Annotated in this window: 26 protein-coding genes; 3 read left to right on the top strand and 23 right to left on the bottom strand. The window is 50.6% G+C overall.

The features are described 5' to 3' along the window. Window positions 1-49: 49 nt before the first annotated feature. Window positions 50-1,177, top strand: coding sequence for a M20/M25/M40 family metallo-hydrolase (locus H8J70_RS04075; RefSeq protein WP_186502587.1), 1,128 nt, complete (start codon window positions 50-52; stop codon window positions 1,175-1,177). A gap of 27 nt (window positions 1,178-1,204) precedes the next feature. Continuing rightward, window positions 1,205-2,539, top strand: coding sequence for an MATE family efflux transporter (locus H8J70_RS04070; RefSeq protein ID WP_186502586.1), 1,335 nt, complete (start codon window positions 1,205-1,207; stop codon window positions 2,537-2,539). Between the two features lie 82 nt (window positions 2,540-2,621). On the opposite strand, the gene recO is transcribed toward H8J70_RS04070, so the two are convergent. The 15 genes from recO to H8J70_RS04000 all read right to left on the bottom strand — a co-directional run bounded on the left by recO (window position 2,622) and on the right by H8J70_RS04000 (window position 13,629). After that, a complete protein-coding gene (gene recO / locus H8J70_RS04065) occupies window positions 2,622-3,365 on the bottom strand; it encodes a DNA repair protein RecO (protein ID WP_186502585.1) in 744 nt (247 codons plus the stop codon). Then, the gene (locus H8J70_RS04060; RefSeq protein ID WP_186502584.1) at window positions 3,352-4,689 is read right to left on the bottom strand and encodes a hemolysin family protein; all 1,338 of its coding nucleotides are present in this window, start codon (window positions 4,687-4,689) and stop codon (window positions 3,352-3,354) included. Before H8J70_RS04060 ends, recO begins: the two co-directional genes overlap by 14 nt. A 21-nt stretch (window positions 4,690-4,710) precedes the next feature. Then, entirely contained in the window at window positions 4,711-5,607 is an 897-nt protein-coding gene (gene era, locus H8J70_RS04055; protein ID WP_186502583.1) for a GTPase Era, read from the bottom strand. A 91-nt stretch (window positions 5,608-5,698) separates the two neighbouring features. Further along, window positions 5,699-5,890, bottom strand: a complete 192-nt coding sequence (locus H8J70_RS12465; RefSeq protein ID WP_222433573.1) for a cytidine deaminase family protein — start codon at window positions 5,888-5,890, stop codon at window positions 5,699-5,701. After that, the gene (locus tag H8J70_RS12685) at window positions 5,868-5,996 is read right to left on the bottom strand and encodes a hypothetical protein (RefSeq protein ID WP_281386250.1); all 129 of its coding nucleotides are present in this window, start codon (window positions 5,994-5,996) and stop codon (window positions 5,868-5,870) included. The genes H8J70_RS12465 and H8J70_RS12685 overlap by 23 nt, the downstream gene beginning before the upstream one ends. Next, window positions 5,993-6,466, bottom strand: coding sequence for an rRNA maturation RNase YbeY (ybeY, locus tag H8J70_RS04045; RefSeq protein ID WP_186502582.1), 474 nt, complete (start codon window positions 6,464-6,466; stop codon window positions 5,993-5,995). The genes H8J70_RS12685 and ybeY overlap by 4 nt, the downstream gene beginning before the upstream one ends. Continuing rightward, a complete protein-coding gene (locus tag H8J70_RS04040; RefSeq protein WP_186502581.1) occupies window positions 6,463-7,425 on the bottom strand; it encodes a PhoH family protein in 963 nt (320 codons plus the stop codon). The genes ybeY and H8J70_RS04040 overlap by 4 nt, the downstream gene beginning before the upstream one ends. Window positions 7,426-7,434: 9 nt before the next feature. Further along, window positions 7,435-8,400, bottom strand: coding sequence for a tRNA modification radical SAM protein MnmL/YtqA (gene mnmL, locus H8J70_RS04035; protein WP_186502580.1), 966 nt, complete (start codon window positions 8,398-8,400; stop codon window positions 7,435-7,437). A gap of 12 nt (window positions 8,401-8,412) precedes the next feature. Further along, entirely contained in the window at window positions 8,413-10,167 is a 1,755-nt protein-coding gene (locus H8J70_RS04030) for a B12-binding domain-containing radical SAM protein (RefSeq protein WP_186502579.1), read from the bottom strand. Between the two features lie 241 nt (window positions 10,168-10,408). After that, complete coding sequence (locus tag H8J70_RS04025) at window positions 10,409-10,990, bottom strand: ECF transporter S component (protein ID WP_246415259.1); 582 nt, start codon at window positions 10,988-10,990, stop codon at window positions 10,409-10,411. Window positions 10,991-11,348: 358 nt separating this feature from the next. After that, entirely contained in the window at window positions 11,349-11,639 is a 291-nt protein-coding gene (rpmA, locus tag H8J70_RS04020) for a 50S ribosomal protein L27 (RefSeq protein WP_186502577.1), read from the bottom strand. A gap of 18 nt (window positions 11,640-11,657) precedes the next feature. Then, a complete protein-coding gene (locus H8J70_RS04015; RefSeq protein ID WP_186502576.1) occupies window positions 11,658-11,969 on the bottom strand; it encodes a ribosomal-processing cysteine protease Prp in 312 nt (103 codons plus the stop codon). Next, window positions 11,969-12,280 (bottom strand): 50S ribosomal protein L21, encoded by a 312-nt coding sequence (rplU, locus tag H8J70_RS04010; RefSeq protein WP_186502575.1) that lies wholly within the window; start codon window positions 12,278-12,280, stop codon window positions 11,969-11,971. The genes H8J70_RS04015 and rplU overlap by 1 nt, the downstream gene beginning before the upstream one ends. A gap of 306 nt (window positions 12,281-12,586) precedes the next feature. Further along, entirely contained in the window at window positions 12,587-13,018 is a 432-nt protein-coding gene (locus H8J70_RS04005) for a hypothetical protein (protein ID WP_186502574.1), read from the bottom strand. A 152-nt stretch (window positions 13,019-13,170) separates the two neighbouring features. After that, window positions 13,171-13,629, bottom strand: coding sequence for a hypothetical protein (locus tag H8J70_RS04000; protein ID WP_186502573.1), 459 nt, complete (start codon window positions 13,627-13,629; stop codon window positions 13,171-13,173). Window positions 13,630-14,552: 923 nt separating this feature from the next. On the opposite strand from H8J70_RS04000, the gene H8J70_RS03995 reads away from it, so the two are divergent. Then, complete coding sequence (locus tag H8J70_RS03995) at window positions 14,553-15,848, top strand: ISL3 family transposase (protein WP_186502572.1); 1,296 nt, start codon at window positions 14,553-14,555, stop codon at window positions 15,846-15,848. Between the two features lie 812 nt (window positions 15,849-16,660). On the opposite strand, the gene H8J70_RS03990 is transcribed toward H8J70_RS03995, so the two are convergent. The 8 genes from H8J70_RS03990 to H8J70_RS03955 all read right to left on the bottom strand — a co-directional run bounded on the left by H8J70_RS03990 (window position 16,661) and on the right by H8J70_RS03955 (window position 25,056). Continuing rightward, window positions 16,661-17,488: an Asp23/Gls24 family envelope stress response protein gene (locus H8J70_RS03990; RefSeq protein WP_186502571.1), complete on the bottom strand. Its 828-nt coding sequence runs from the start codon at window positions 17,486-17,488 to the stop codon at window positions 16,661-16,663. Further along, complete coding sequence (locus H8J70_RS03985; protein ID WP_186502570.1) at window positions 17,485-18,300, bottom strand: PHP domain-containing protein; 816 nt, start codon at window positions 18,298-18,300, stop codon at window positions 17,485-17,487. The genes H8J70_RS03990 and H8J70_RS03985 overlap by 4 nt, the downstream gene beginning before the upstream one ends. A 17-nt stretch (window positions 18,301-18,317) precedes the next feature. Continuing rightward, window positions 18,318-19,772 carry a leucyl aminopeptidase gene (locus H8J70_RS03980; protein ID WP_186502569.1) on the bottom strand — a complete coding sequence of 485 codons (1,455 nt, stop codon included), beginning with the start codon at window positions 19,770-19,772 and terminating at the stop codon, window positions 18,318-18,320. A gap of 218 nt (window positions 19,773-19,990) precedes the next feature. Next, complete coding sequence (locus tag H8J70_RS03975; protein ID WP_186502568.1) at window positions 19,991-20,746, bottom strand: carboxymuconolactone decarboxylase family protein; 756 nt, start codon at window positions 20,744-20,746, stop codon at window positions 19,991-19,993. Window positions 20,747-20,762: 16 nt separating this feature from the next. Next, complete coding sequence (locus H8J70_RS03970) at window positions 20,763-21,629, bottom strand: aldo/keto reductase (protein ID WP_186502567.1); 867 nt, start codon at window positions 21,627-21,629, stop codon at window positions 20,763-20,765. After that, entirely contained in the window at window positions 21,626-21,988 is a 363-nt protein-coding gene (locus H8J70_RS03965) for a cyclophilin-like fold protein (protein ID WP_186502566.1), read from the bottom strand. The genes H8J70_RS03970 and H8J70_RS03965 overlap by 4 nt, the downstream gene beginning before the upstream one ends. A 70-nt stretch (window positions 21,989-22,058) precedes the next feature. Beyond that, window positions 22,059-22,946 carry a LysR family transcriptional regulator gene (locus H8J70_RS03960; protein ID WP_186502565.1) on the bottom strand — a complete coding sequence of 296 codons (888 nt, stop codon included), beginning with the start codon at window positions 22,944-22,946 and terminating at the stop codon, window positions 22,059-22,061. 286 nt (window positions 22,947-23,232) lie between these two features. After that, complete coding sequence (locus H8J70_RS03955) at window positions 23,233-25,056, bottom strand: phosphoethanolamine transferase (RefSeq protein WP_222433572.1); 1,824 nt, start codon at window positions 25,054-25,056, stop codon at window positions 23,233-23,235. Between the last annotated feature and the right edge of the window lie 14 nt (window positions 25,057-25,070).

Here is a 25,070-nt window from a genome sequence, read left to right as displayed (position 1 = left end):
TGTAGTATAATGAGTACATGCTCTTTCGAGCACCTGAGGAGGAACGACTATGACTACAAACGATATACAGAAACTCGAAACCTATGGGCAGGCCCATGAACACGCCCTGCTCGACATGCTGACGCAGATTACGAGCCTGCCTTCGCCGACCGGCGCAGAAGCGGAAAAGGCTGCTTTTATCCTGGAATACCTGCACAATCTCGGTGCCAGTGACGCCCACATCGACCAGGCAGGCAACGTCGTCTGCCCGTACCAAATTACCGGAAGCGGCAAACATCCCCTCTACGGGGCCCACATCGACACGGTATTTCTCCAATGCCAGGAAATTACGCCGCGCATAGAAGGTAACCTCTTTGCTGCCCCGTCGTGTGGCGACAACAGTGCCAACGTAGCCAGCCTGCTCTGCTTCATTACCATGCTCTATGAAGAACACATAGATCTCCCGGGCGGTGCCTATTTTCTCTTTAATACAGGCGAAGAAGGCTTAGGCAATCTGCGCGGCATTCGCCAGTTCATGGCCGACCACAGCAGCGAAATCAGCGAAATGGTCGCCGTCGACTGCAACAGCGACACGTGTATCCACAAGGCCGTAGGCTCACACCGCTACGAAATCAACGTGACAGCCCAGGGCGGCCACAGCTGGAGCGGCTTTGGCAACACCAGCGCCATCGCCAGCGCCGCCGCCATTATTGACGACCTGTACCACCTGTCCGTACCAAAGGATCCCAAGACGACGTACAACGCCGGTACCATCGAAGGCGGTACGACTGTCAATTCCATTGCGGAACACGCCATGTTCCGCATCGACCTGCGCTCAGAGGATAAAGACGCCTTAGACGCCATAGATAAGGAATTTCACCAGATCCTGAAGCAAAATGCCAAAGAGGGTATTGAAATCAGGGAAACGCTCATTGGCGAACGGCCCTGCAGCAGTGGTGTCGATACGGCGGCTCTCTGCCAGCGGCTCGAACAGATCCGGGCAGCCCGCGGCCTGACGACTGATTATCAGGCTGGCAGTACGGACGCCAATATTCCCCTCAGCCTGGGGATTCCGGCCATTTCCTTCGGCACCTGCATAGGCCGCCGTGCCCACACGGTCGAAGAAAATCTGGACATCGATTCTCTCGTACCGGGCTTCATCCAGCTGGCCCAGTTCATCCTCTCGCGGCCGCACTAACGCTATAACACCGAAAGGGGTCATTTCATGGTTCATAATATGACAGAAGGGAACCCGATCCGCCTGATTCTTATCTTTACGGTTCCTCTGCTCATTGGCAACGTTTTCCAACAGTTCTACAACATTGCCGACGTCATCATCGTCGGCCGCTTCATCGGCGTCCACGCCCTGGCGGCCGTCGGTGCTACGGCGCCGCTTTTCATGGCCCTCTTGGGCCTCACTATTGGCCTCGCTTCGGGCCTGACGGTCATCATGGGCCAGCGCTTCGGCGCCGGTGACAACGACGGCGTGCGCCGTTCCTTTGCCATGTGCGTCATCTTATCCGTGGCCATTACGCTGCTGCTCATGGCTGGTGCCGCTGCCTTCATGCCCTTTCTCCTGTCACTCATGAACATCTCGGCCGACCTTTACGCCGATTCGTACAGCTACGTCATGATCGTCGCCAACGGCCTCATTGCCATGATGCTCTACAATCTCCTGTCCTGTGCCTGCCGGGCCTTGGGCGACAGCCGGACGCCTCTTTACTTTCTCATGCTGTCGTCGGTTCTCAACGTCATCCTGGCCCTGGTCTTCATCATCCGCTTTGGCTGGGGTGTGCCAGGCTCGGCCATTGCCCTCGTTGCAGCCCAGGCCGTATCAGCCCTGCTCTGTCTCATTTACATGCGCCTGCGCTTTCCCATGCTGCGCCTGAAACGGCAGGATTGGCACTGGGACACGGCCTTTGCCTGGCAGCACCTGCGCATCGGCCTGCCCATGGCGGCCCAGTTTCTCATCATTTCCCTGGGCATCATTGCCATCCAGTCTGTGTGCAACACCTTCGGCGCTGAAACCATTGCCGGCTTCGTCTCGGCAACACGGATTGAACAGCTGGCCATGCAGCCCATGATTTCCCTGGGTATCGCCATGGCTGTCTTTTCCGCCCAAAACTACGGTGCCGGCCGGACCGACCGCATCCGCCGGGGCGTACGCCAGTGCTCCCTCGTGTCCCTGGCCTTTTGTGCCTTAGCGGCTGTAGCCATGTTTACGCAGGGCCGGGAAATCATCGGCATCTTTACGACGGAACAGGACGAACAGCTCCTCGACGCGGCCTGGCTCTACCTGACTATGTCAGTACCCTTCTACGTATTCCTGGGGCAGATTTTCGTCTACCGCAACGCCGTTCAGGGCATGGGCATTTCTATCGTCCCCCTGGCAAGCAGCCTTATCGAGCTGGTTCTGCGCGCCGCTTCTGCCTTCATCCTGGCAGCATCGTGGGGCTACTTCGGCATTTGCTGTGCCAGCCCGATCTGCTGGATCGCAGCCTGCCTCTTTACATCAGGCTGTTACTTCTATATCATGCACAACCTGCCTCGTTTCCGCTAAGGAATCAGGCGCAGCGTTGGCTGCACGTATAAAGAGACCCCCATGCTCTCGCTGAGCATGGGGGTCTTTGCATAGCTAGTTATCAGTCCAATAATGCCTTGCGGCATTTCAGGTCTTTGCCGCTTACGTCTTCGACGTAGCTGTAGAGCAACTGCTCCAGCAGGGCCAGGTCCTTGCGCGGCAGCTGCATAGGCGCTGCGTGCTGCCAATCGTAGTCGATGAGAGCCTGCCAAAGGCGGCGCACAGGTCCGCTGACAGGCACAGGCGGCATATTTTCTTCGTCGTGATCGCTGAAGTAATAGCGTATCTGTCCATCCGGTGCTTCGCCGGGATAGCGGTAGACGCAGACCGTTTCCGTATCAGGCTGAAAGCCGGCACAGGCCGTAAGCTGCCAGCCGGCAATGATCGTCGCCACGCGTACGTTGCGCGCAGCAATAGCCTCGATATAGCGCAGGATCAGGTTGTACGTGCTATCGTCCGGCGCTTCCGGCGGCACTAGGGCCAGGACCATTTCCGTAAAGACCTGGGTATAGACGTAGCGATCCCACGAAAGATCGGCCAAGAGGCTGCTGCCATGGCTTTCGTATTCCGTAATAAAGTGGCTCCCTTGCCGTTCGTAGCCTTCAAAGGTCACGACCGAGAGCTCTACAAGACTGCCAAACCCCTGGTTATAGCCTTTTTTGCCCTTCGGTACGAGAAATGGCAGGAGCCCGGCCTGGCGCGTAAAAATCGTCAGGGAGAGCTGGCGGGAATAGCCCTTGCGCAGGCGCAGGATAATGCCGTCGTAGTGGTGCGTCTTCTGGCTATAAAAGTTAGTCCTCACCATGTTTTTCTTCCTCTGCTTCCGGTGCCGGCGCTTCTTCCGGCATAGGCGTCGCCTTCAGGCGGGAAATGCGGAAGCCCTGAACTTCCATAACCTGAAAGCGGTACGAGCCGATACGCGTTTCTTCCTGAACGGCCGGCGTATGGCCTAAGAGGTAAAAGACGTAGCCGCCAATAGTGTCGGCATCGACATCCTCTTCTACAGGAATGTGCAGCAGGTCCTGCACGTCTTCCAGGAGTACCGTACCGGCAAATTCGTAGGCCCCGTTTTCGAGGGGCTGGATTTCTTCCTTTTCCACAGTATGCTCGTTTTGGATATTGCCTACGAGCTCTTCCAAAATATCTTCCAGGCCGATGAGGCCGACGGAGCTGCCGTATTCATCGACGACGATGGCCAAATACGTACGGCGCCGCCGCATGAGCTGCAGGAGCTGGGCTGCCGGCATGATTTCCGGCACCATGAGGATGGGCCTGTTGATGAGGCGCAGGTTGCTCCGTTTATGGATGTAGGCATCCATGAAATCCTTTATGTGCACGAGGCCGATAATGTGATCCTTATCGCCCTGGCAGAGGGGATAGCGCGTATGCCGCGACTGGCGCAGCGTCTTCAGATGCTGGTTCATGTTCTCTTCTACGTAGAGACAGACCATATCCTGCCGGGGCACCATGATTTCCTTGGCCAGGAGGTCGGCAAAGTCAAAGACGTTGTCGATGAGCTCGCTTTCTACCGTATCGAGCTTCCCTTCCTTATGGCTGGCCGTGACGAGCATGCGGATTTCATCTTCCGAGTGGACCATGTCGATTTCATTGGTCACATCGAGATTCTGCCGCCGCAGGATGACCTGGCCGAGCCAGTTGCCGCAGGCAATAAAGCCATAACAGAGACGGCTGCACCAATAGAGAAAGTGGCTCACCCGTTTGAGACTTTTTTCCGGACTCTGGAGACCTACGGACTTCGGTACGAGCTCGCCAAAGACCCAGAGGCAGAAACAGACGGCAAGGACCAGGCAAATGTTGACGATAATCGCCGCCCAGCCCGGCATGACCTGCCACAAGAGGGGCTGCAGATGATACAAGACATAGGCGATAACCGCGCCGGAGGCCATGCCGGCAGTGACCATGCCAACCTGGGCTGTACCTAAGAAGAGGGCCGGTTTTTCGTATAATTTCAGCAGAAACGGTGCCTTCCGGTCGCCATTGCGCGCCATTTCCTCAACAGCCTCACGGCGCAGCTGGACAAAGGAAAACTTGCCCATGACGCAGAGGTTGCTGACGATAATGCAGGGAATGAGGGGCAGCAGGTATTCTGCCAAATCTTGCCATTGCATATCTATGATAAATCTCTCCTTCTATTCGTTCTTATAGCCGAATTCACTGAGGGCTGACGGCTGGTTACGCCAATCCTTCTTCACTTTGACCCAAATATCGAGGAAGACCGACGAGCCCAGGACGTTTTCGATTTCCTGGCGTGCCAGACGGCCGACTTCCTTGAGGACCGTACCGTTTTTGCCAATGACGATGCGCTTTTGCGAGTCCCGTTCGACGTAGACCGTCACGCGGATATAGACCTTGTTGTGGCCCCGGTCCTTCATTTCATCGACATAGACGGCAATGGAGTGCGGAACTTCCTCGCGCATGCACTGGAAGAGCTTTTCCCGTACGATTTCCCCGGCCAGGAGCCGTTCCGGCTGGTCTGTGATCATGTCGTCCGGGAAATACTTCGGCCCTTCAGGCAGGCACTTCTTCAGCTCCGTCAGGACAGCGTCGACGTTGTCTCCGGTGAGGGCCGAAATGGGAATGATCTGGGCAAAGGGATAGAGCTCCTTATATTCCGTAATCTTTTGGAAGATTTCTTCGTGGCTCATGAGGTCTACCTTGTTGATGACCAGGAAGACCGGTACCTTGACGCCTTTTAATTTATCGAGGACGAAGAGGTCGCCCGGGCCCTTCTTTTCATTGCCCGAAATGAGGAAGAGAACGGCGTCAATATCCTGCAGAGACTGGTATGCTGCTTCGTCCATGAATTCGCCCAGCTTGTGCTTAGGCTTGTGAATGCCCGGCGTATCGAGGAATACGATCTGGCATTCGTCGTCTGTGTGAATGCAGAGGATACGATTCCGCGTCGTCTGGGCCTTATCGGAAACGATGGACACCTTCTGCTTAATAATATGGTTAATCAATGTGGACTTGCCGACATTCGGGCGGCCCACAACGGCAACAAAACCGGATTTAAACTGTTCGCTCATAATTACTCCTTCATCGTAGTGTCAGCAAAAGCTAACGGTAATAATTTCTGCAATGGACAGACCTCATAGGAACCATCAGGCCGTGCCAAAATCACTTCGGGGATCTTGAAACCTGACGGCACGCACCACACGGGGCGGTCAGGTCCTTGCTGTCGCTGGTAATGGCAAGGGCCACAAAATGACGGCAGCCGCAGGCGGCGGCGTAAAAGACAGTATTCCGTTCGGCACAGATAGTGAGGCCGTACGACGCAATTTCTACGTTACAGCCGTATAGATGCAGCACCGGGTACGGCGGCGCCGGCGTGAAAATGGGAATAGGGCACGTAGGCCTGGGCCTGCGTTTCCCTCGCTGCTTTGATGAGTCGCTGTGCGTCTGCCGCAGCGATCACAAGTCTTCTCCCGGACGGACATAGCCCAGACGCGTGAGGATAAATTCTTCTTCTTTGCGCATTTCTGCCTTGTCATCCGGTTCCATATGGTCGTAGCCCAAAATATGGAGCATACCGTGAATGGTCAGATAGGCCAATTCCCGTTCAAAGGAGTGGCCGTATTCGTCAGCCTGTTCCTGCACCTTATCGAGAGAAATGACGATATCTCCCAAAAGTGCCGTATCAGGGCCATCGTAGCCGTCTTCTTCCCCTTCGTTGAGGGCAAAGGACAAGACGTCTGTCGGCCGGTCTATATCGCGGTACTGCTTGTTCAGTTCGTGGATATATTCGTTATGACAGAGGAGAATGCTGATTTCCGCATTGGGACCGAGGCCATAGACCAGGGCTGCTTCCTGGCAGACCCGTTCGATGACTTCTTCATTTTTTTCCTGTTTGTCAGCTTCGTCGCGGTAGTTAATGTTGATCTTCATTTGTCTTCCTCCTTGTAGTAATCGGCATAGGCGCGGATAATGCGGCCTACCATATCGTGACGGACGACGTCGGCGTCTGAAAAATGAATGACGCCAATGCCCGGTACGTGACTTAGTATTTTTTCGGCTTCCGTAAGGCCTGACTGCTGCTGGTTCGGCAAGTCGATCTGCGTCGTATCGCCATTGACGACGACGCGCGAGTGATTGCCCATACGCGTGAGGAACATCTTCATCTGTTCCCGCGTCGTATTCTGGGCTTCATCGAGGATGATAAACGACTCTTCCAGAGTACGGCCGCGCATGTACGCCAAGGGCGCTACTTCGATGATGTTGCGGGCAATGAGCTTTTGGAACTGATCGTAGCCAAAGAGATCGGCCAGGGCGTCATACAACGGCCGCAGATACGGGTCGATTTTTTCCTGCAGGTCTCCTGGCAGAAAGCCCAGCTTTTCCCCGGCTTCGACAGCAGGGCGCGTGAGGATGATCCGTTCGACTTCCCGGTTCTTCAGATAGTACGACGCCAAGGCGACGGCGAGATACGTTTTGCCCGTCCCGGCCGGTCCGATGCCAAAGGTGACGAGGTTGCGGCGGATGGAGTCGACGTAACGCTTTTGTCCGGCCGTCTTGGGCTTGATCAGGCGGCCGCGGGCAGAAATGCTCACCGTATCGGCGTAAATATCACGCAACTCTTCTTCCCTGCCCTGGCGGATCATGTCCGATGAATAGCGGACGTGCTGCGTCGTCAGGTACGTGTTTTCCCGGTTCAGCTCGCGCAGGATAGCAACGACCTTCATGGGCGGCACGATGACCTCTTCGTCACCGATAAAGAGCAGTTCATTGCCGCGGGCTGTCATGCGGCAGCCGGGAAACTCCTTCTGCAAAATGCGAAAGAATTCGTCTTTTGCTCCCAGCACATTGCGGGCTTCCATACTATCTGTAAAAGTCAGTCGTTTTTCCATATATTGGCGTCATCTCTCCTTTTCCGGATTGCTCATAAATTTGCGTACAGCCTTGCCGTGCAGGTAATCGCATTTCTTCCCTTGCCACGTGTCACGCTGTACCAGCTCGGCATCGATCATATCGCGAATACGCCACCAGCCCATGCCCCAGTTGGCAAATTCCGTTGCTTCCTGCGGCGCCCGGCCGATGAGGCGCTGAAAAACGATATCCTGCCGCGTGTATTCGAGGAAGGTCACGACGCGGCGCACGTAGTCCTCTACGGAAATCAGCCCGACCTGGCCGTCGCGGTACCAGTCGGCGAGGACTGTATTCTTAATGACGTACAAGGCGTGCAGCTTGATTTCGTGGGACGGCAATGCCGATATGATCTTGGCCGTTTCGACGACATCCTCTTCCGTGTCACCGGGCAGGCCAATGATGACGTGCGTACAGTTGCGGAAGGGATAGTCCTTGAGCATAACCATGGCTTCAATATACTCGGCCAGTGTATGACCGCGGTTAATTTTCTGTAAGGTTTTGTAATTCGCCGTCTGCAGGCCCAGCTCGACGAGAATATCTACGCCGTATTTTTCCTTTACGTCAGCCATAATGTCGAGATACGTTTCGTTCAGGCAATCCGGCCGCGTGGCAATAGCCAAGGCGACGATGCCCGGCCGGCACGCCTCGATGAGGTACTGGCGGAAACGGTCCGGCGGCAAATACGTATTGGTAAAATTCTGGAAATAGGCAATGAATTTCTTCGCCTTGTATTTGGGCCCAATGTGTGCAATGTTGGCTTCGATCTGCTTTTCAATGGTCATAGACGCCGGCAGGTTTTCGTAACCTGCGCCAATGGAGCCACAGAAGACGCAGCCCCGTACGCCCAGTGTGCCGTCGCGGTTCGGGCACGTATCGGGAATACTGATAGGGAGCTTATATACTTTTTCTCCGTACGTTTCCTTTAAAAAGGTAGAATATACGTTATATCGTTCCATGAATGTCCTTTCTTAATCCACAGCCGGTGTACGCGGAATAACCTGCCACGTGACGCCGTCTTTTTTCTTTTCTGCCAGGAGCCACGCCGGGCCTTCCGGCACAGCTGCTGTACGGCCGAGCTCAGATTTCGCGGCAGCACTGACGGGCCAAATGCGGTAGCGCATTTTCAGATCCCGCCAATTAGTGAAATGATAGTCCGCAAGGTACACCTGCATCCGTTTTTCGTCCCGGAAGAGGCTGTCCGTTTCCGACCGTGGCGCTTCGCTCCAGCCGAGGAAAGACGGCTGCAAACGGAAGGAAAAGACCGTCAGCATATCAAGAGCCAAGAGTTCCTTCGCTACGGCCAGCGTACCTTCATCGAGGCGTGTACAGGTCGTGAGGAAGTGCCAGAGAAATTCGCACAGCGCCGCATCGGCCACGGCAATGCGGTCCTTCCCCTGGGCCAGCCAGGCTTCGGTCATGGTGGCGTAAAAGGCAAAGACGTTATCATCGTAAAAACGGCTCACATAGGCCAGGACGTGCGTAAACTTACCGGAATTGTACGTCCGTTCAAAGACGTCTTCAAAGACCTTGAGGAACTGGACCTTTTCGTAAGGGAGCCACGTCGTAGCCAGAACCTCATAGGGACCGCACGGGTCAAACCGATACTCTGCCAGAAAATCGCGGCGAATGCCTGAGCCCTTGAGGAGCTTTAAGAAGCCGATTTGCAGCTTATGCGGTTTCAGGCTGTAAATGTCGTTAAAGGACTGCTGCAAATGGCCGTAATCTTCATAGGGCAGGCCAACGATGAGGTCCAGATGAAGATGAATCGTCCCCAAGGCGGTCAGTCGTTCCATGATTTCTGTAATACGCGTCCAGTCGTTATGACGGTGAATCGCCGTCAAGGTCGGCTCATACGTCGACTGAATACCCATTTCCAGCTGCACCCGTCCCTTAGGTGCCTGGCTGAGCAGATCCAGGTCGGCATCGCTGAGGACACCGGGCTCGATTTCCAAATGGAAATTGACGGGCTTTTCGACACTGATCATGTATTCCAGAAGAGGCCGGTAATGACTGGGATTGCAATTGAACGTGCGGTCTACGAATTTTACCTGATGGACACCGGCAGCGACAAACTGCTCGAGCTCGCTAATGACCAAGGGGACCGAGCGGAAGCGCACGGCATCATCATTACCGGAAAGGCAATACTGGCAGTGGAAGGGACAGCCCCGGGAGCTTTCGTAGTAAATAATGTGATGCTCTAAGGCTGACAAATCTTCACCGGCATAGGGAAAAGGCAGGGTATCCAAATCGGCTACCTCGCGGAACCAGGGAATCCCTGTGATCTTCCCGTCTACGCGGCCCATGACACCCGGTACAGCCGTCGCGTTCTCACCTGCTTCCAGAGCACGCAGAAAAGCCGGCACCATTTCCTCCCCTTCACCTTGGAGGACGTAATCGATGTCGGTACAATCGCGCAGCGTCTCTGCTGCCGTATAAGAAACCTCCGGGCCGCCTACAAAAATTACGACGTCAGGCAGAACCTGGCGGATGAGCGTGATGATGCGGCACGTCATTTCAATATTCCAAATGTAACAAGAAAAGCCAATCACGTCGGCGTGAAAAGCATAAATATGGCGCAGAATATCGTAGGCATTGTGATTAATCGTATATTCTGCCGTAACGACGCCATCGTAGCCCAGCTTTTCACAACTCGTACGCAAACAACGCAGCGCCAGAGATGACTGGACATATTTGGCATTTAAGGTGGTCAGAAGGGTCTTCAAGGTATATTCTCCTTCATAATCTAAGATACCTAACATTATACTACATGCAGGAAAAAGAGTGAAGCTAACACAGCTTTCCCTGGGGGGGAAGTACCCGTTGTTTATACAACGGGGGATAGAGGCGGAACGAAGTAGCCCTAAAAGTGAATAGAGACTTGTGCCGCGAGGGAGAGAGGCCGCCCCGGCAGTCACAACAAAAAACCAGCCCGGCAATAAACCAGGCTGGCTATGCTATACATTCTTAATTTGCTTTGAGTCCGGCACGGTGGAGGGCCATGACGATCGGCGTTACGATGAGGCCTGAGACAATGGCTTCCGGGATACCGTTGACGACGGTAATACCGGCCATGATGTTGATGACATTCATAAAAGGAATACCTTGAGCTTCTGCATAAGGCACTCCGACGAGAGCGGTAAAGGAGCCGAGGAACAGGACGGTGTGGCAAATGGTCGTAGCGACGGCTGTCGTAGCCACACGGACAGGTTCACGCAGCTTTAAGTGTTTATAGAGTTCATAGGCAATAACACCAATGAGGATACGCGGCACAATACAGATAACGGCGTCAGCAACGACGTTGTACTGTACGGCAAAGAGCATGAGTGCGCTCGGTGCCTGCAGGGTACGGACAAACGAGAAAACACCAAACATAAAACCGACGATCATACCGACGCGGCGGCCGGCTGTAATGCTGCCGATAATCGTAGGAATATGAAGAATCGTTGCGTTCATGATAATCAAGGGAATGAAGCCATAGCCTGTCATACCCAAGAAAATCGTAATAGCCGACAATAAGGCGGCCACAACCAACTGACGTACACTCATAAAAGTATTTTGCTGATACGGTAATGCTTTTGCTTTATTCATTTGAAATTCCTCCGTTCTCACTCCCCTATGCGGGAATGCAAGTCGAACAACCCAGTATATCTGTGCTCTTTTCATCATGGAGGCAGTGGTTCAGCTCGCTACGATACCGACCAGCCCCGTCTGTCATGACGTTTTGGCACTGTGGATAGTGTAACACACTTGTCCTCTCGTGACAATACATTTTTCAACTTTTGTGAAAAAAATAACGTATCATTCCCTATGCCGTTTGTGCATATATCGCAAAACAGGCTGAAATGAAGAGAATCAAAAAAATCCCTGCAGAGATAACTCCGCAGGGATTCGTGGTATCATGCAATTAAGCTTCAGCTTCAACCGGATAGATGCTGACTTTCCGGTTATATCGGCCAGCACGTTCAAAAGCAACTTTACCAGCAGCCAAAGCAAATAACGTGTCATCTTTGCCGATGCCTACGTTAGTGCCCGGATGGAAGTGAGTGCCGCGCTGGCGAACGATGATGTTGCCGGCTTTAACAATAACACCGTCATGGCATTTGACACCAAGACGTTTGGATTCACTGTCACGGCCGTTACGCGTGCTGCCTACACCTTTTTTATGAGCGAACAGCTGCAAATCAAAATTGAACATTTCGTTCACCTCCTGACGTTATGTGCCGAATGCGACGTATTCGCCGTATTGACGCACAATTTCCTGTAGACCCAGTACCATCGTATGAAGAATAACTTCAGCCTCCGGTACGGATTTCTTCACATGTACGGATAAAAATCCATCATCCTGCCCATACGTGATGCTTTCCTCGCCTGCATATTCCAGCAGACCCAAAAGCGCTGTCTGTGCCAGTACAGAGACGGCAGCACAAACAATATCACTACCGCTTTCATCGTAGTCTGCATGACCACGAATCTGAAAGCCGCTGAGCCGGTTGTTTTTATCATACTGTAAGGTAATGGTAATCATTAGCCTTCGATTTTTTCGATGACAACCTTAGTGAAAGGCTGACGATGGCCCTGACGACGACGGTAATCGGACTTAGCTTTGTATTTGAACACGAGGATCTTCTTTTCCTTGCCCTGTTCGAGTACTTTGCCAGTAACCTTAGCACCTTCAACAACAGGAGAACCAACTTTAACATCCCCGTCATTTACAACTGCCAATACCTGATCGAATACTACTTCGGAATCAACATCGTTAGTGAGTTTTTCAACAAAGATTTTGTCGCCTTCCTGAACACGATACTGTTTTCCGCCCGTTTTGATAATAGCGTACATAGTGACACCTCCTCATCAATATACTCGCTGAATACGGCGCCTTGCGGACTTAAATGCCTCTTCATGCGGCTTATCTTCATAGCCACTTGTGCATGCTACGACTTTTACATTATAAGCTACCAGACACGACCTGTCAAGGAAAAGATTTCAAAGAAGGCCGGTTCGAAATGAACAGGCCAATTTTTCAACATTTCCCAATATAGTCAGGTTATCTTTGTCAATCAAAAACAAGAAAGCGCCCCTGTTATTCGTCATAGCCCACAATCCGTGGCCATAATTTCGGCGTATATGCAGGCGAATAGATGCTCATTGTTGCTTCACAAAAAGACATGCACCAAGAAAGCTTGTCAATAGGACAACGGTCCAACCCAGAACCAAAAACGTCTTATAGGGAATCCGATATTTCAGACCGTCGCTTCCCATTGTTTCTTTTTCCCATTTTACACCATAGCCAAAGAGGATTATCCCTATTCCCATAAAACCGCAGCCGCTGAGTAACGTAAAGATAGATTGAATGCGTTCCCACATGGCACCATACATGATCAAGGAGCCAGCCAATACGAAGAAATAGGCACTTATTTTGCATTTTCGTTCTATATCATTGAAACCTTTATTTTCTTTCAGCACTCTTATTCCAAGGCCAAAAAGGAAAATCGCCATGGCAATGCCAGCAGCTACGAGTTTCCACACCGCTGCCGCACCGGCCTGATTTGACAGCAAAAGCCTTACGTACTCCATGGCACTCATCTCCTTCGTCAGGACGTTCTACCAAGCAGGTAATGTCCGGCCTTCCTCATTCTACGATTCTCATCATGACCGGCTGCTCAATATCGTCAATGGCACATAATTCACTCTGTCCCTTTATCCGGGCTTCTCTGTTGCGCATACGCTTAATACCTTGCTCCAAATAAGCGTTCTACTGGTGTTTTATAATAATAGCTTAGGCTGAAATCATGCTCATCAGTTACCTTAACAACACAAGCATACGTGTCGTTTTCTAATACAGTTACATAATGTGTATCCTCTATGGTACTTTCAATCCGTTTGTGTTTTACCTGAAATCCCATTCCTTCAAGGGATTCTATAATCTCAGCTTCCTTCACCGGATTCTCGCTTTTGTAAATAAGCCGCAAAGAATGTATGCCGCCTCTGTCTGAGGCTAAAGTCCGTTCTTGCTTATAGTCAGCAGTCAGGTCAATCTGAGTTGCCTGTGTCACTAACATTCTATCGATTTCTTTTCCATCCGGATCGAAGATAAACGAAGCAATATCACCCAACCGCATCATAAGTGCAGCAAAGCTTATGAGTATAAGTATGCCAAGGCGAACTCTATCGATGGATTTCCTCATGCTATCCTCCCCTTGAAAATGCATGCCATCAGTAATCTCCTGCCATTTTTTTACATTGTCTCATCGCCTTCCGGCAGCAAGTCTTGTGCCCAACTACAGCATCGCATAGGACACTGTTATCTTCTTCATCTAATAACTCCCGATTGCAAGAAAAGCGGCTGGTCTTGCCAATCCGTTTCATGGGTACAGGCTATAACCCAGGCAAAAGACCTGTCAAAAATGTAGCTATCTTCAGGCAGGAACGATCTATTTTCGCATAAGTTAGTAAAATTCATGGCTAGACACACCTGCTTAGTAAATTCCCAATAATCAGGAATCCATATTCTCTCACACGTGTGGATATCCCAAAACCCAAAAACTTCCTTTAGGATGTCCGCATAAGTCAGGATTTCAGGCCAACGAATCTGATGAGATATTTTCAGGCATTCCCAGATGTATCCTATATAGCATCAGCCATCAGAAAATAGCTTCAAATGGCTAATCGTCTTGTAAGCTTCCGCATCCGCATCAACAAGCGTAGCAATATACCAGTCCCTGCATTTCTCAGACATGAAATCATCGAAACGCATAGATTGCCTCCATCCTTCAAGGATTTCCCATAATATATATGCTGCTCACAGCCTTCGCTTCCGTCATTTGATTGTATTGTATCATAAGGAATCAGGACAAACCCATCGTATTTTCCGATACTTACGGTATTTTTTTGTAACAGGAAAAGAAAAAGGCATTAGTCCAATTTTTTTGGTGTGGTTACCCCTAGTCCAATTTTTGTGGTCTGTTTTCCTAGTCCATTTTATGTGGTCATCCTAGTCACACTTTGTGGTGGGGCTGTTTACACTTTGTGGTCCGTCCCTTGCAATAAAAAAGCTCCTCCTTAGAATGAAAGTATCACCCATCCATTTCTAAGAAGGAGGAAAGACTATATGTCTCTAGATCAGTTTATCACAAATATGTTGAACATCAAATCCGAACAAATTCAAGAATTACTCACATTCAGCCAATCCGACGGTTCCATGATCATTAAAATCCGCCTTGTTGACGCACATTGCACCTGCCCGTATTGTAACGGACAGGTGCATATTCATGGATACTATTCCCGTAAACTCACTCATTCCACGCTCATAAACAGGCCATGTACCATCCTGTATCTCCAGCGCAGATACCGCTGCAATACCTGTCAGAGTACGTTCAATGAACCGAATTCCTTCACGTGCTCACATGAAGGGATTCCTCACGAAACCAAACTCAAAGTATTACAAGATCTTAAACATCCGGAAATCACCTATACCCTCGCAGCCAATCGGAATCACATATCTAAGGCGATGGCTCTCTGTATTTTTGACAGGCATGTCCAAATTGCACGAAAGCCTTTGCCTGAAATTTTTTCTCTCGATGAGCATTATCTGCCGGATTCCAACTACGATTCGCTTTACTGCTGTCTCCTCATGGATTTTGATACGGGTGTCATTATTGATGTGCTTCCCGACCGCAAGAAATCGTATCTTCTCTATTATCTCAGTCATATTAAACATGAAACGTATTCTGATGAAACTCACACCAGTGAGTTGGATCGCATCAAATATTTTTCCATCGATATGTCTGAATCGTTTCGATCTGTCTTTCAGTCATACTGCCCGAAGGCCATCATCTGTGCGGATAGTTTCCATGTACTTCAACATCTCACCAAAGATTTTAATGCAGTTCGACTGAAATGCCGTAGGGAAACAGCAGACCCTGTCCTGGCGTATTTATTAATCAAATTTAGATTCGTACTAAACCATAACGTGGTGCTGGATAACAAAGCTAGATATAACAGACGGTTAAAACGATACATCAATCTTCGGGGTATCCAAACATTGCTATTCAGTCATTTCCCCGAACTAAAAAAAGCGTATGAATTAAAAGAGGTATATATTACCTTCAATGAAACAGCCTCGTTTGAAAATGCCGAACGTCAGCTGGATGCACTACTTCTTAAGTTTGCAGACTCACAGATTCGTGAATACGATGAATTCTATACCGTGCTTTCCAACTGGAAACAAGAAATCGTAAATTCGTTTATCATCGTACATGGCCGTCGAATCAACAACAGCCATATTGAATCAAAAAATCGTCAAGTACAACGTTTATTGGACAATGCTAATGGCTTTCGTAATTTTAAAAGGACCAGGAATCGTATTTTATACTGTCTGAATAAAGAAGACACATATACCTTCTAATTTAAAAGGCCTTGACAACGAGCGTGGGTGCCGAGGCCTTTTGACCACAAACATGGTCTAGGTCAACCACAAAATGTATCCAGCGAAACCACAAAACTGTAAACAGCGTGACCACAAGAAAGGGTCTAGCCCAACCACAAAAGTTGAACTAGACCCAATACCGCTCAAGGAAGTTATTCAGAGTCCTTTGCTTTTAAAAAGCATAAAGGACCATCAGTAAGTACTTATAGTATAGCGCAAATAGTCGTAATGGGCAACGAATATTTCTCAGACTAAATTCAGATGCACTGGAAGTTACTTTGAGAAGCTTTTTCTCAAGGTCTGTTTGCTATGCCCAAATTTAGGTAATTAAGAAAACGAGGCCGTTTTCAGCGTTTTTTCTTATGCGTTATCATCGATTTCCCAAGGTAACTTCAGCATTCTACGTCTACTGGAAGTTACCTTGAGATTTTACCATTACCAAAATTTCAATCCACGCACCCGCAAGGGATGCGACTGCCTCCAATCAGACGGGGTTATCAACCATTTCCTTAACCTGTTTCCGCGAACCCCCATACTAATCTCTTATTTTTTCCTCATTTCAAAGTGTCGAATGTTTCTGAGCCTCATTCAATATATAGTGCGAGAGGTCTAGAATTTTTTTGTATGACTGTACTTCGCACTTATTTTGTTTTTACAACATACGTTCGTTTTCTAATATTATATCATATCGAAATTATTTTGTATACATATTTTATTATCAACAAGGATGTACGAAAAAAATATGCTTGTCCCCTATTCTTTCGTTCTTCACGGGACAAGCATATGTCTGTTTACTTTGTTGCAATGCCGCGTACGGTTATTTTCATCACGTCGACGGACATGCCGGTCATGTATTCTATGTCGTGCTGGACTTGGTCTTTGATGGTGCGCATGAGTTGTTTCAGGCTTTCGCCGTAGTAGACGGTGATGGTCAGGATGATGGCCAGGCCGTTATGATCGGTTTCGTAGTTTTTGGCTACTTTGACGCGGTTTACGCGGGCTATGCCTTTGATTTGGCTTAGGCAGTGGCGTACGATGGCAAAGAGGACGTCGTCGGAGAAGACGAGTTTGCCGTAGTAGCTGAAGACGGGACGGACGACGGATTGTTCTACGTCGCCTTCTTTTTTGCCGCCTTTGCCGCGCAGGAGGGCCCGGATGGGGTCTAAGAGGTAGCCGTGGAAGTGGGATTTCAGTTCCATCGTCGGCACGGGAATGATGTGTTTGCCTTCTTTATTGCGGATTTCCCGGGCTTTGGCGATTTCTGCTGCTGACGAGACGTCTTCGATGTGAATGAACTGGTTTGCTTCCGGCAGGTGCAGGGCTTCGCAGATGCGGTGGATCATGTGCTTGGATGTGCCCAATATGAGGAGCTGGTCCGGCGCGATCTTTGCTAAGGCCTGCCGTACGGAGGCGGCGTGGTCGGGATAGAAAAAGATGGCCCGGCGCACGGCCTGCATGCGGTTGTTTTCTTCCTTGGCTGAGTGGCCGACGACGATCTTATTGTGGTAAATAAGGAGGCCGTCATCGATGATACAGTCGATATTATAATCGTGGGCAACGACTAAGGCGTGATGGCTTTTGCCGGTGCCGCTGGGACCGATAAAACCGATACATTTCATAAAATCCCCTTCTTTTTTCCTAAAGCCAGGAAATCTGCTACCTGTTGTTCCTGGACAGAAAAGAGACCGAGCGTTTCAGGGAAACGGCCTGATACGCCGTGGAAGTCAGAGCCGCCGCTGATGAGCCAGTGGTGCTTGTGGGCCAGGGCGAGGAATTCATCGAAGCGGCCGCGGTTGTTGGGATGAAATACTTCGATACCGTCAAAGGGATGGGCCAGGACCTGGCTGAGTGTATGCTTGAGGAGGCCGGGATGGGCCAGGACAGCAACGCCACCGGCGGCGTGAATAAGGCCGATGCATTCGTCAATGGACCAGCGTTTGTAGGGCACGTAGACAGGGCCGCCGCGATACAAGAGCGTATCGAAGGCGGTCTTTACGTCAGGGCAATAGCCGCCGTCGACGAGCATGCGGGCAATGTGGGGCCGGCCTACGGTGCCGCCTTTGTCGAGGAGATCTTCTACCGATTTGCGGTCCAGGTTGTAGCCCCGTTCAATGCATTTGTCGACGATTTCCAAGGCCCGGTGGAGGCGTTTTTTGCGAAACTGGCGGCAGTAGTCCGTCAGTTCCGGACTGTGCGGGTCGATGTAATAGCCCAGCACATGGACATCCTCGTCTTCACATTCACTGCTCATTTCTATGGCCCTGATGACCGTAAGGCCCGGCGCAAAGTCATGACCGCTGTAGGCAGCTGTCGTGTCGTGATCCGAAATAGCAATGATGTCGAGGCCGGCTTGTACGGCCATACTGGTCAGCTCTTCCGGTGTATAGACGCCGTCTGAGCAGGTGGTATGCATGTGCAGATCTATTTTCATTTCCCCTCACTCCCCCGTTATTTTGTTGCCATGCTCCGGAGCAGTTCCATAATGGTCTTAATGCCCACGCCGGTTGCGCCGAAGAGGCCTGTTTCATCTTTCTTTTCATTAAATGCCGTGCCGGCAATATCAAAGTGGATCCAAGGTACGTCGTCCTTGACGAACTGCTTGATAAAGAGGCCCGCCGTAATGGCACCGGCTGCAGGACCGCCGACGTTCTTTATATCGGCGATTTCACTCTTCAGCTGATCTTCGTATTCCTTGTCTGCCGGGAACTGCCATACTTTTTCGTGTACCCGTTCGGCTGCGGAAAAGACGCGGTTCAGCCATTCCTGGTCGTTGCCGAGCATGCCGCTGCGGACCGTGCCAAAGGCGGTGACGCAGGCCCCGGTAAGAGTGGCAAAATCGACGAGACGCGTAGCTCCCAGCTCCTGGGCATAGGCTACGGCGTCGGCCAGAACGAGGCGTCCTTCGGCGTCGGTATTCTTGATTTCTACGGTCTTGCCCGTATACATGGTAATGACGTCATCGACGCGGTACGACATGCCTGACGGAATGTTTTCTGCCAAGGGCAGGACAGCGACGACGTTGACCGGATATTTGAGAAGCATCAGGGCACGGATGACGCCCAGGGCCGTGGCTGCGCCGGCCATATCGTCTTTCATGAATTCCAGACCGGCATGGCTCTTCAAGGAAAGGCCGCCGCTATCGTAGAGAATGCCTTTGCCGACAATGCCCAGCATATTGGCATTGTCCGGGTCGCCCTTGTAGGTAATGGTGACCAGCTGGGGCGGATTCATGCTGCCCTTGCCGACGGCGACGATGCCACCCATGCCCTTCTTTTCAAGGCTCCACTTGTTGAGCGATTCCACTTGGATCTTATCGCTCTTGCACAGTTCCTGTACCAGTTCTGCAAATTTTCTGGGCGACAGGTCGTTCGAGGGCATATTCGTCAGGTCGCGGGCGAGGTAAATGCCTTCGTAAACGGACGAGTAAACATAACACATGGAATTCAGTTCCTTCGTCTGCAGGGACTGGGTAATGAGATTGATATTCTTTACGAGACGCGGTTCGGTCTGCGTCTTATAGCGGATAAATTCGTAATTGCGGTATAAGAGGCCGTCAATGAGCGAGGGTGCGTCCATTTCCAGCGTATCAAGGAGCAAGGCCAGCTCGCGTACGTTTTCCTTGATGGCAGCAGCCATAATGCGCCGGGCTACGCGAAAATCTTCATACGTAGAATACTGTACGGGCTTATCGTCCAAACCGACGAGCAGGTACGTGTGCACTTTTGTGCCATTGGCACTGCGGAATGTATAAAGTGATGTATAATGCAGCACGTCCGGCCGTTCTTGCAGGAACGTGCGCAAGGCCGGCTGGTCTTCTTTCGGTATGTACTGCAGGGCACGCATATGTTTGTCCACACCGATAACCAGTGTGTCAAAGCTGCCGTTGCCGTTACAAGTAATCATGGATAAATCTCCCCTCACGTAAAAACTGTTGTATCTATTCTAAATGCTTTATATCTTATTATACATGGTATAGAGAGCCAAAATCAAGCAAGGCCCGGGGCCGCAGAAAATGCAAAAAAGGCCTGCGTACGCGTTTTGATGCGTCCTTTTGTACGGGGAAAGAAAATCTGTTCTATCCGTTGCAAAAGGCGCGTGCGCAGCCGCAGGCCTGATATTGCTTATTTCAATTTGCCGTACTGTTCGTCCGTTACCGGTTCGAGCCATTCGTTGCCCGTATTCTTGCCTTCGATTTCGATGGCCAAGTGGGAGAACCAGCTCGTCGGGGCGGCACCGTGCCAATGTTTGACGTTAGCCGGAATGTTGATGATCATGCCTGGTGTCATTTCGATGGCATCTTTGCCCCATTCCTGGTAATAGCCACGGCCGCCGACACAGATCAGCATCTGGCCGCCGCCTTCGTCAGCCGTATGGATGTGCCAGTTGTTGCGGCAGGCCGGTTCAAAGGTTACGTTGTGAATGGGAATCTGTTTCGTCGAAACGGCAGCCAAATAGCTCTGGCCGACGAAATACTTAGCATAGGCATCGTTGGGATCGCCAATGGGGAAGAAAATTTCCTGCTGGTATTTTTCCTTGTCTGTCAGGGCCGGCGTGTCATCTGCCCAGATTTCCTTGGCCATGTTGAATACAGCCCAGCCCTTTGGCCAGCCCGTATACATGGTCGTGTGCGTAATGACCGATGCGATTTCGGCCTTTGTGACGCCATGATTTTTGGCGTTTTCCAGATGATACTTGAGGGAGCTGTCTGTAATCCCCGAAGACATGAGGGCGACGACCGTAATGATACAGCGCGTCTTCACGTCGATCGTTTCGTCATTCCAGACTTCACCAAAAAGAACGTCGTCGTTGAGATGGGCAAAGAGGGGTGCAAATTCACCCAGCTGTGTTCTGCCTGCAGTTTGTACAATTTTTTTCATGGAAATTCCTCCTCTATTATAACTTCCCGCCAAAGACAGGGAAATGGCTATCAGCACCATAGCTTTCAATATGTGGCAAGGCCTTCAGTTCGTCCATATCGGCATCGGCAATGACGAAATCCAGTTCGGCATTCGTCTGCATATGTGCCGGGTTGGCCGTCTTGGGCAGGACGACTGCGCCTAATTGCAGGTCGTAGCGCAGGCAAAGCTGTGCCGGGCTGACCTGGTATTTCTTGGCCATGGCGGCGATCTTATCGTTCTTCAGTGCTTCGCCGTGGGCAATAGGTGAATAGGCTTCGACGCGGATGCCGTGACGCTGGCAATAGTCGATGAGGCCGAAGTTGGTATTCGTTATATGTGTCAGAATCTGGTTGACCATCGGCTGGATACGGCAGCCGGCAAGGATATTTTCAATATCGCTTTCGAGGAAATTGGAAACGCCAATGGCGCGGAGCTTGCCTGCCTTGTAGGCATCCTCCAGGGCCCGCCAGGCTTCCCGGTTCCCTTCTTCGTAGCGGTCGGCCGATTGGTTCACGGCTTTCCACGGCTGCGGGCTGTGGATGATCATGAGGTCCAAATATTCGAGGCCCATTTTTTGTAAGGTCCCGTCGATAGAGGCAGCAGCGCTGTCATAGGTCTTGTGTTCGGCTGCGACCTTGCTGGCAATGAAGAGATCTGTCCGCGGTACGCCACACGTGCGTACGCCTTCGCCGATGCCGGCCTCGTTGCCATAGGCCTGGGCCGTGTCAATAAGGCGGTAGCCGAGCTGAATTGCCTGACGCGTAGCTTCACTTGCCTGGGTGTCATCCAGGAGCCACGTGCCTAAGCCGAGTTTAGGAATCTTGACGCCATTGGTGAGCGTGTATGTTTCTGTGAGAATCATGATTTTTCTGCCTCCTGAAGCGGTGTGAAGGTCACGTCCATGTCGCACGTATCTTGAAGGAAATGGAGCCCTTCATCGGTGTGACCGATTCGTTCCTGCTTACAGCCATCGCTGTCCTTATAGAAAAAAGAAATACTGCCTGCAGGCGACCAATAGCATAGGTCACCGGCGTGGCAAAGGGACTGGGGGATGCCCTCCGCCGGCAAGGTACCGGCGCCGCAACGGCAGCATAGCTCCCAGCCGTAGAGATTCATCATGGGCAAGGTGAGGGGCAATTTTTGCCAAAAGGCCCGGGCTGCCGGATTATCTGCAAGGGTAATGGTCAGCGTATGACCGCCTGTTTCCATTTGTATACGCATAGTGACACCTCCCTGGATTTCCTTCTGCTATTATTTTACTATTTCCTACAGGTATGTCTAATGCTTATGTTCAATTCTTTTCTATACGGTTCAGGCATTCCTTGAAATAATCGAGAAAGGCACTGGCAGCACTGGCATTACGCTGAAAACGCTTCCAAACGAAGACGCTCGACATGGAAAGCTCCGGATAAAGAGGACGGAAAACGAGGCGGTCTGAAGCAAAGAGGTGGACTGCCCCTTCAATGGTGAGCGCTGAGGCCACACCACTATCAACGAGGCCTACGACGTGAGTAATGATGTTGTACGTAGCAAAAATATCAAGGTGTGTCACTGTATCGCCGAGCCAGGCTTGGAGGCGTCGTTGCACAGCCGGGCGGTTAGAAGTAATAATCGGCTCGCCCAACAGGTCGTCCCGCGTGATATAAGGCTTAGCGGCTAAGGGATGGCTCTTACGCAAAAGGAGGCCCCAGCGTTCGGCATCACGCATGCGAATATAATCGAATTTCGTCACATCCATAGGCTCCAAGAGCATGCCAAAATCGAGGAGGCCGTGCTCGAGCTGCTCCGTCACGTATTCGGCACTGTTCGTGTAGAGCTGGAACCGTACCTTCGGGTGGAGCTGGCGAAAGCCGGCCAGGATCTCCGGAAAAATCCGCGTCGAGTAAAGACCGCCACTGCCAATGGAAATAACGCCACTGAGCTCGTTTTTCTGGGCAAATTCTTCGTCAATTTTTTGGATGAGTACTTCCACCTCTTCGGCCCTCCGTTTCAGCATGAGCCCTGCATCCGTCAGCTGCAAATGCCGCCCGCGTACAAACAGCATCGCACCCAGCTCCTCTTCCAGCTGGGCAATCTGCCGGCTCAAGGTCGGTTGTGTCACATGTAATAGCTCTGCTGCCTTCGATATATTTTCTTCCCGCACGACAGCGAGAAAATAATGCAAAACACGTAACTCCATAGCCAGGCCTCCTTAGTATTGACACATCGTTATTGTTTTCATTATAGCACAAAAACAAGCGTCCCCATACAGTCAAAGACCGTACAGGGACGCCCGTTTTCTCGTATCCGCGCCCCACACAAGGGGCGGCTATGCCTTACCGACATCGTGATAATTTCAACCCACGCGCGTGCTACCGCGCGACTACGTACTGGTTTATTATATCATATCCGTGAAGTGATGTGCCATGAATTTTGTTAACTCCTTGAACCTAAGGGGCCAAATGGAATTAGTAATCACTTAGAAATTATTGCTCTAGTTTACGTTCACCGTGCAAAGTGCGCAAATTTTCTTTCGTACGATCGTAAGCCGGATTGCCCAGAGTCAGATTCGGTTCCACCAGCGAAGTTCCCTGGATACCCATGATTTCCAGCATTACATTGTACAGCAGGTCATTAGTCCAGTAATCCTCTTCCTGGCTTTTCAGCGTTGCAAAGACCTGGGGATGCGCTGTCCGATACGCTGCTGAAAAATGCATGATCAAAGGGATGTGCGTCATTTGATTGGTAAACTTCGTACTTTCGTGATATTTTTTCTGATCTGGTTCTTCTCCGTGGTCAGAAAAATAGATGAAGCCCTGAAAATGTGGGTTATGTGCTACTTTGTCGTATAGGAGACTGAGGACGTAATCAGTGTAACGCACGGCGTTGTCATAACAATCAACATTCCTGTTTTTACCTTGATGAAAATACTCATATTCTGCAGGATAACGATCCTCGTAACGGCCATGCTCACCCATAAGATGAAAAACGATAAGTGCATTATTGACGTGTTGAATGTCCGGTGCTTTTTCCGCTAATGCTTCATCCAAGTACGCAGTGTTTAGACTTTCTCCCACTTCGCCATTGAGCCAAAGTTGGTGTTTCGCCGTTGATGCAATTTCTGCTACTGGCGTATCCCAGGCACCGTAGCGTTCTTGATTGCTGATCCAGTACGTATCAAACCCGGCAGCATTGGCTACCTCTATAATCGAATACGCATTATCCATCGCTACTCTATTATATTGGTTTTTTTCGCCTAAAGCATACGTCAGTGTCGGTACCGTATGTACATGATTTGAAAAGGAATTACGATAAATAAGGGTCCCTGGATCTTGGGAAAATTGTTTTAACCACGGCGTCGTATCACGGCTGTAACCATAAACAGACATGTGGTCCCGTGTTTCTGATTCGCCAATAATGAGAACATACACGCCCTTATAGCCTGACATTGTCTGCAATGATCCGAGTTTTTTCAGATTTGCTATCCGCCGTTCTTTATTCGTTGCAAAAGCCTGATAATTTTTGATAGCATCCTGTACAGAAGTGCCAATATGATATGGCTCATAGTCTGCCAGGGAACAGGATGTTTTAGCCCCGGCAATGAGGAACAGACCAATGAAGAATAAGGTAACCCAACCGCGTCTTTTAGTAGATACTCCGGTCTGTGCAGTTACGCAGACCTTATGCACCAGGTGAAAAAGAAGTGCCACTGAGGCGGCAGACAAGACAGCAGCTAGGAGCAAATAGAAGACCGGCTGCATTGACAGGTAAGCTAAGGCCTCTGCTTTATTAGTTTGGTAAATAGTCATGACAATATCAGACCGCAAATAGTGATGACTAACAGCAAAATAGGCCCACAATATAAGATTTGGCAGACACGCTATGAATAATGTCACGACCAGCCAAATACGGGAAAGAAAACGACCTGCTCGCACATGACCAGTCAAGGTACCTAATTTGGCCAGACCTAACCATATCAGGAGGATAACCGGCCAGTACATGCCTGCAAGGGTAAGATTGCTGAGAAGTGTGTCAGAGCGTACAGTGAGGCCGTCAAGAAAGCGAATCCAAATGCTACTGGCGAAGAAAAACGTCATCCCTGCATAAACGGCAAGGAATTGCTTACTATATGACCAAAAATAGCTAACACACGCACAAAGAACGGCACTGGTTATGATACGTTTAAGGCCACGCAAATATAAGTCATGTTGGGATATAGACATAATAAGTATTCCCAGCAGTGTATACACGGTAATCAGTATGATGGCCTTTTTGATTGCATTTTTCTTTTCAGAAAGGACATGCTGCATTAATTCCACTCCAA

It is taken from the genome of Megasphaera hominis (genome assembly GCF_014269395.1).
In the GTDB taxonomy this organism is placed as follows: domain Bacteria; phylum Bacillota; class Negativicutes; order Veillonellales; family Megasphaeraceae; genus Megasphaera; species Megasphaera hominis.
This window is presented reverse-complemented; position numbering and strand designations above follow the sequence as displayed.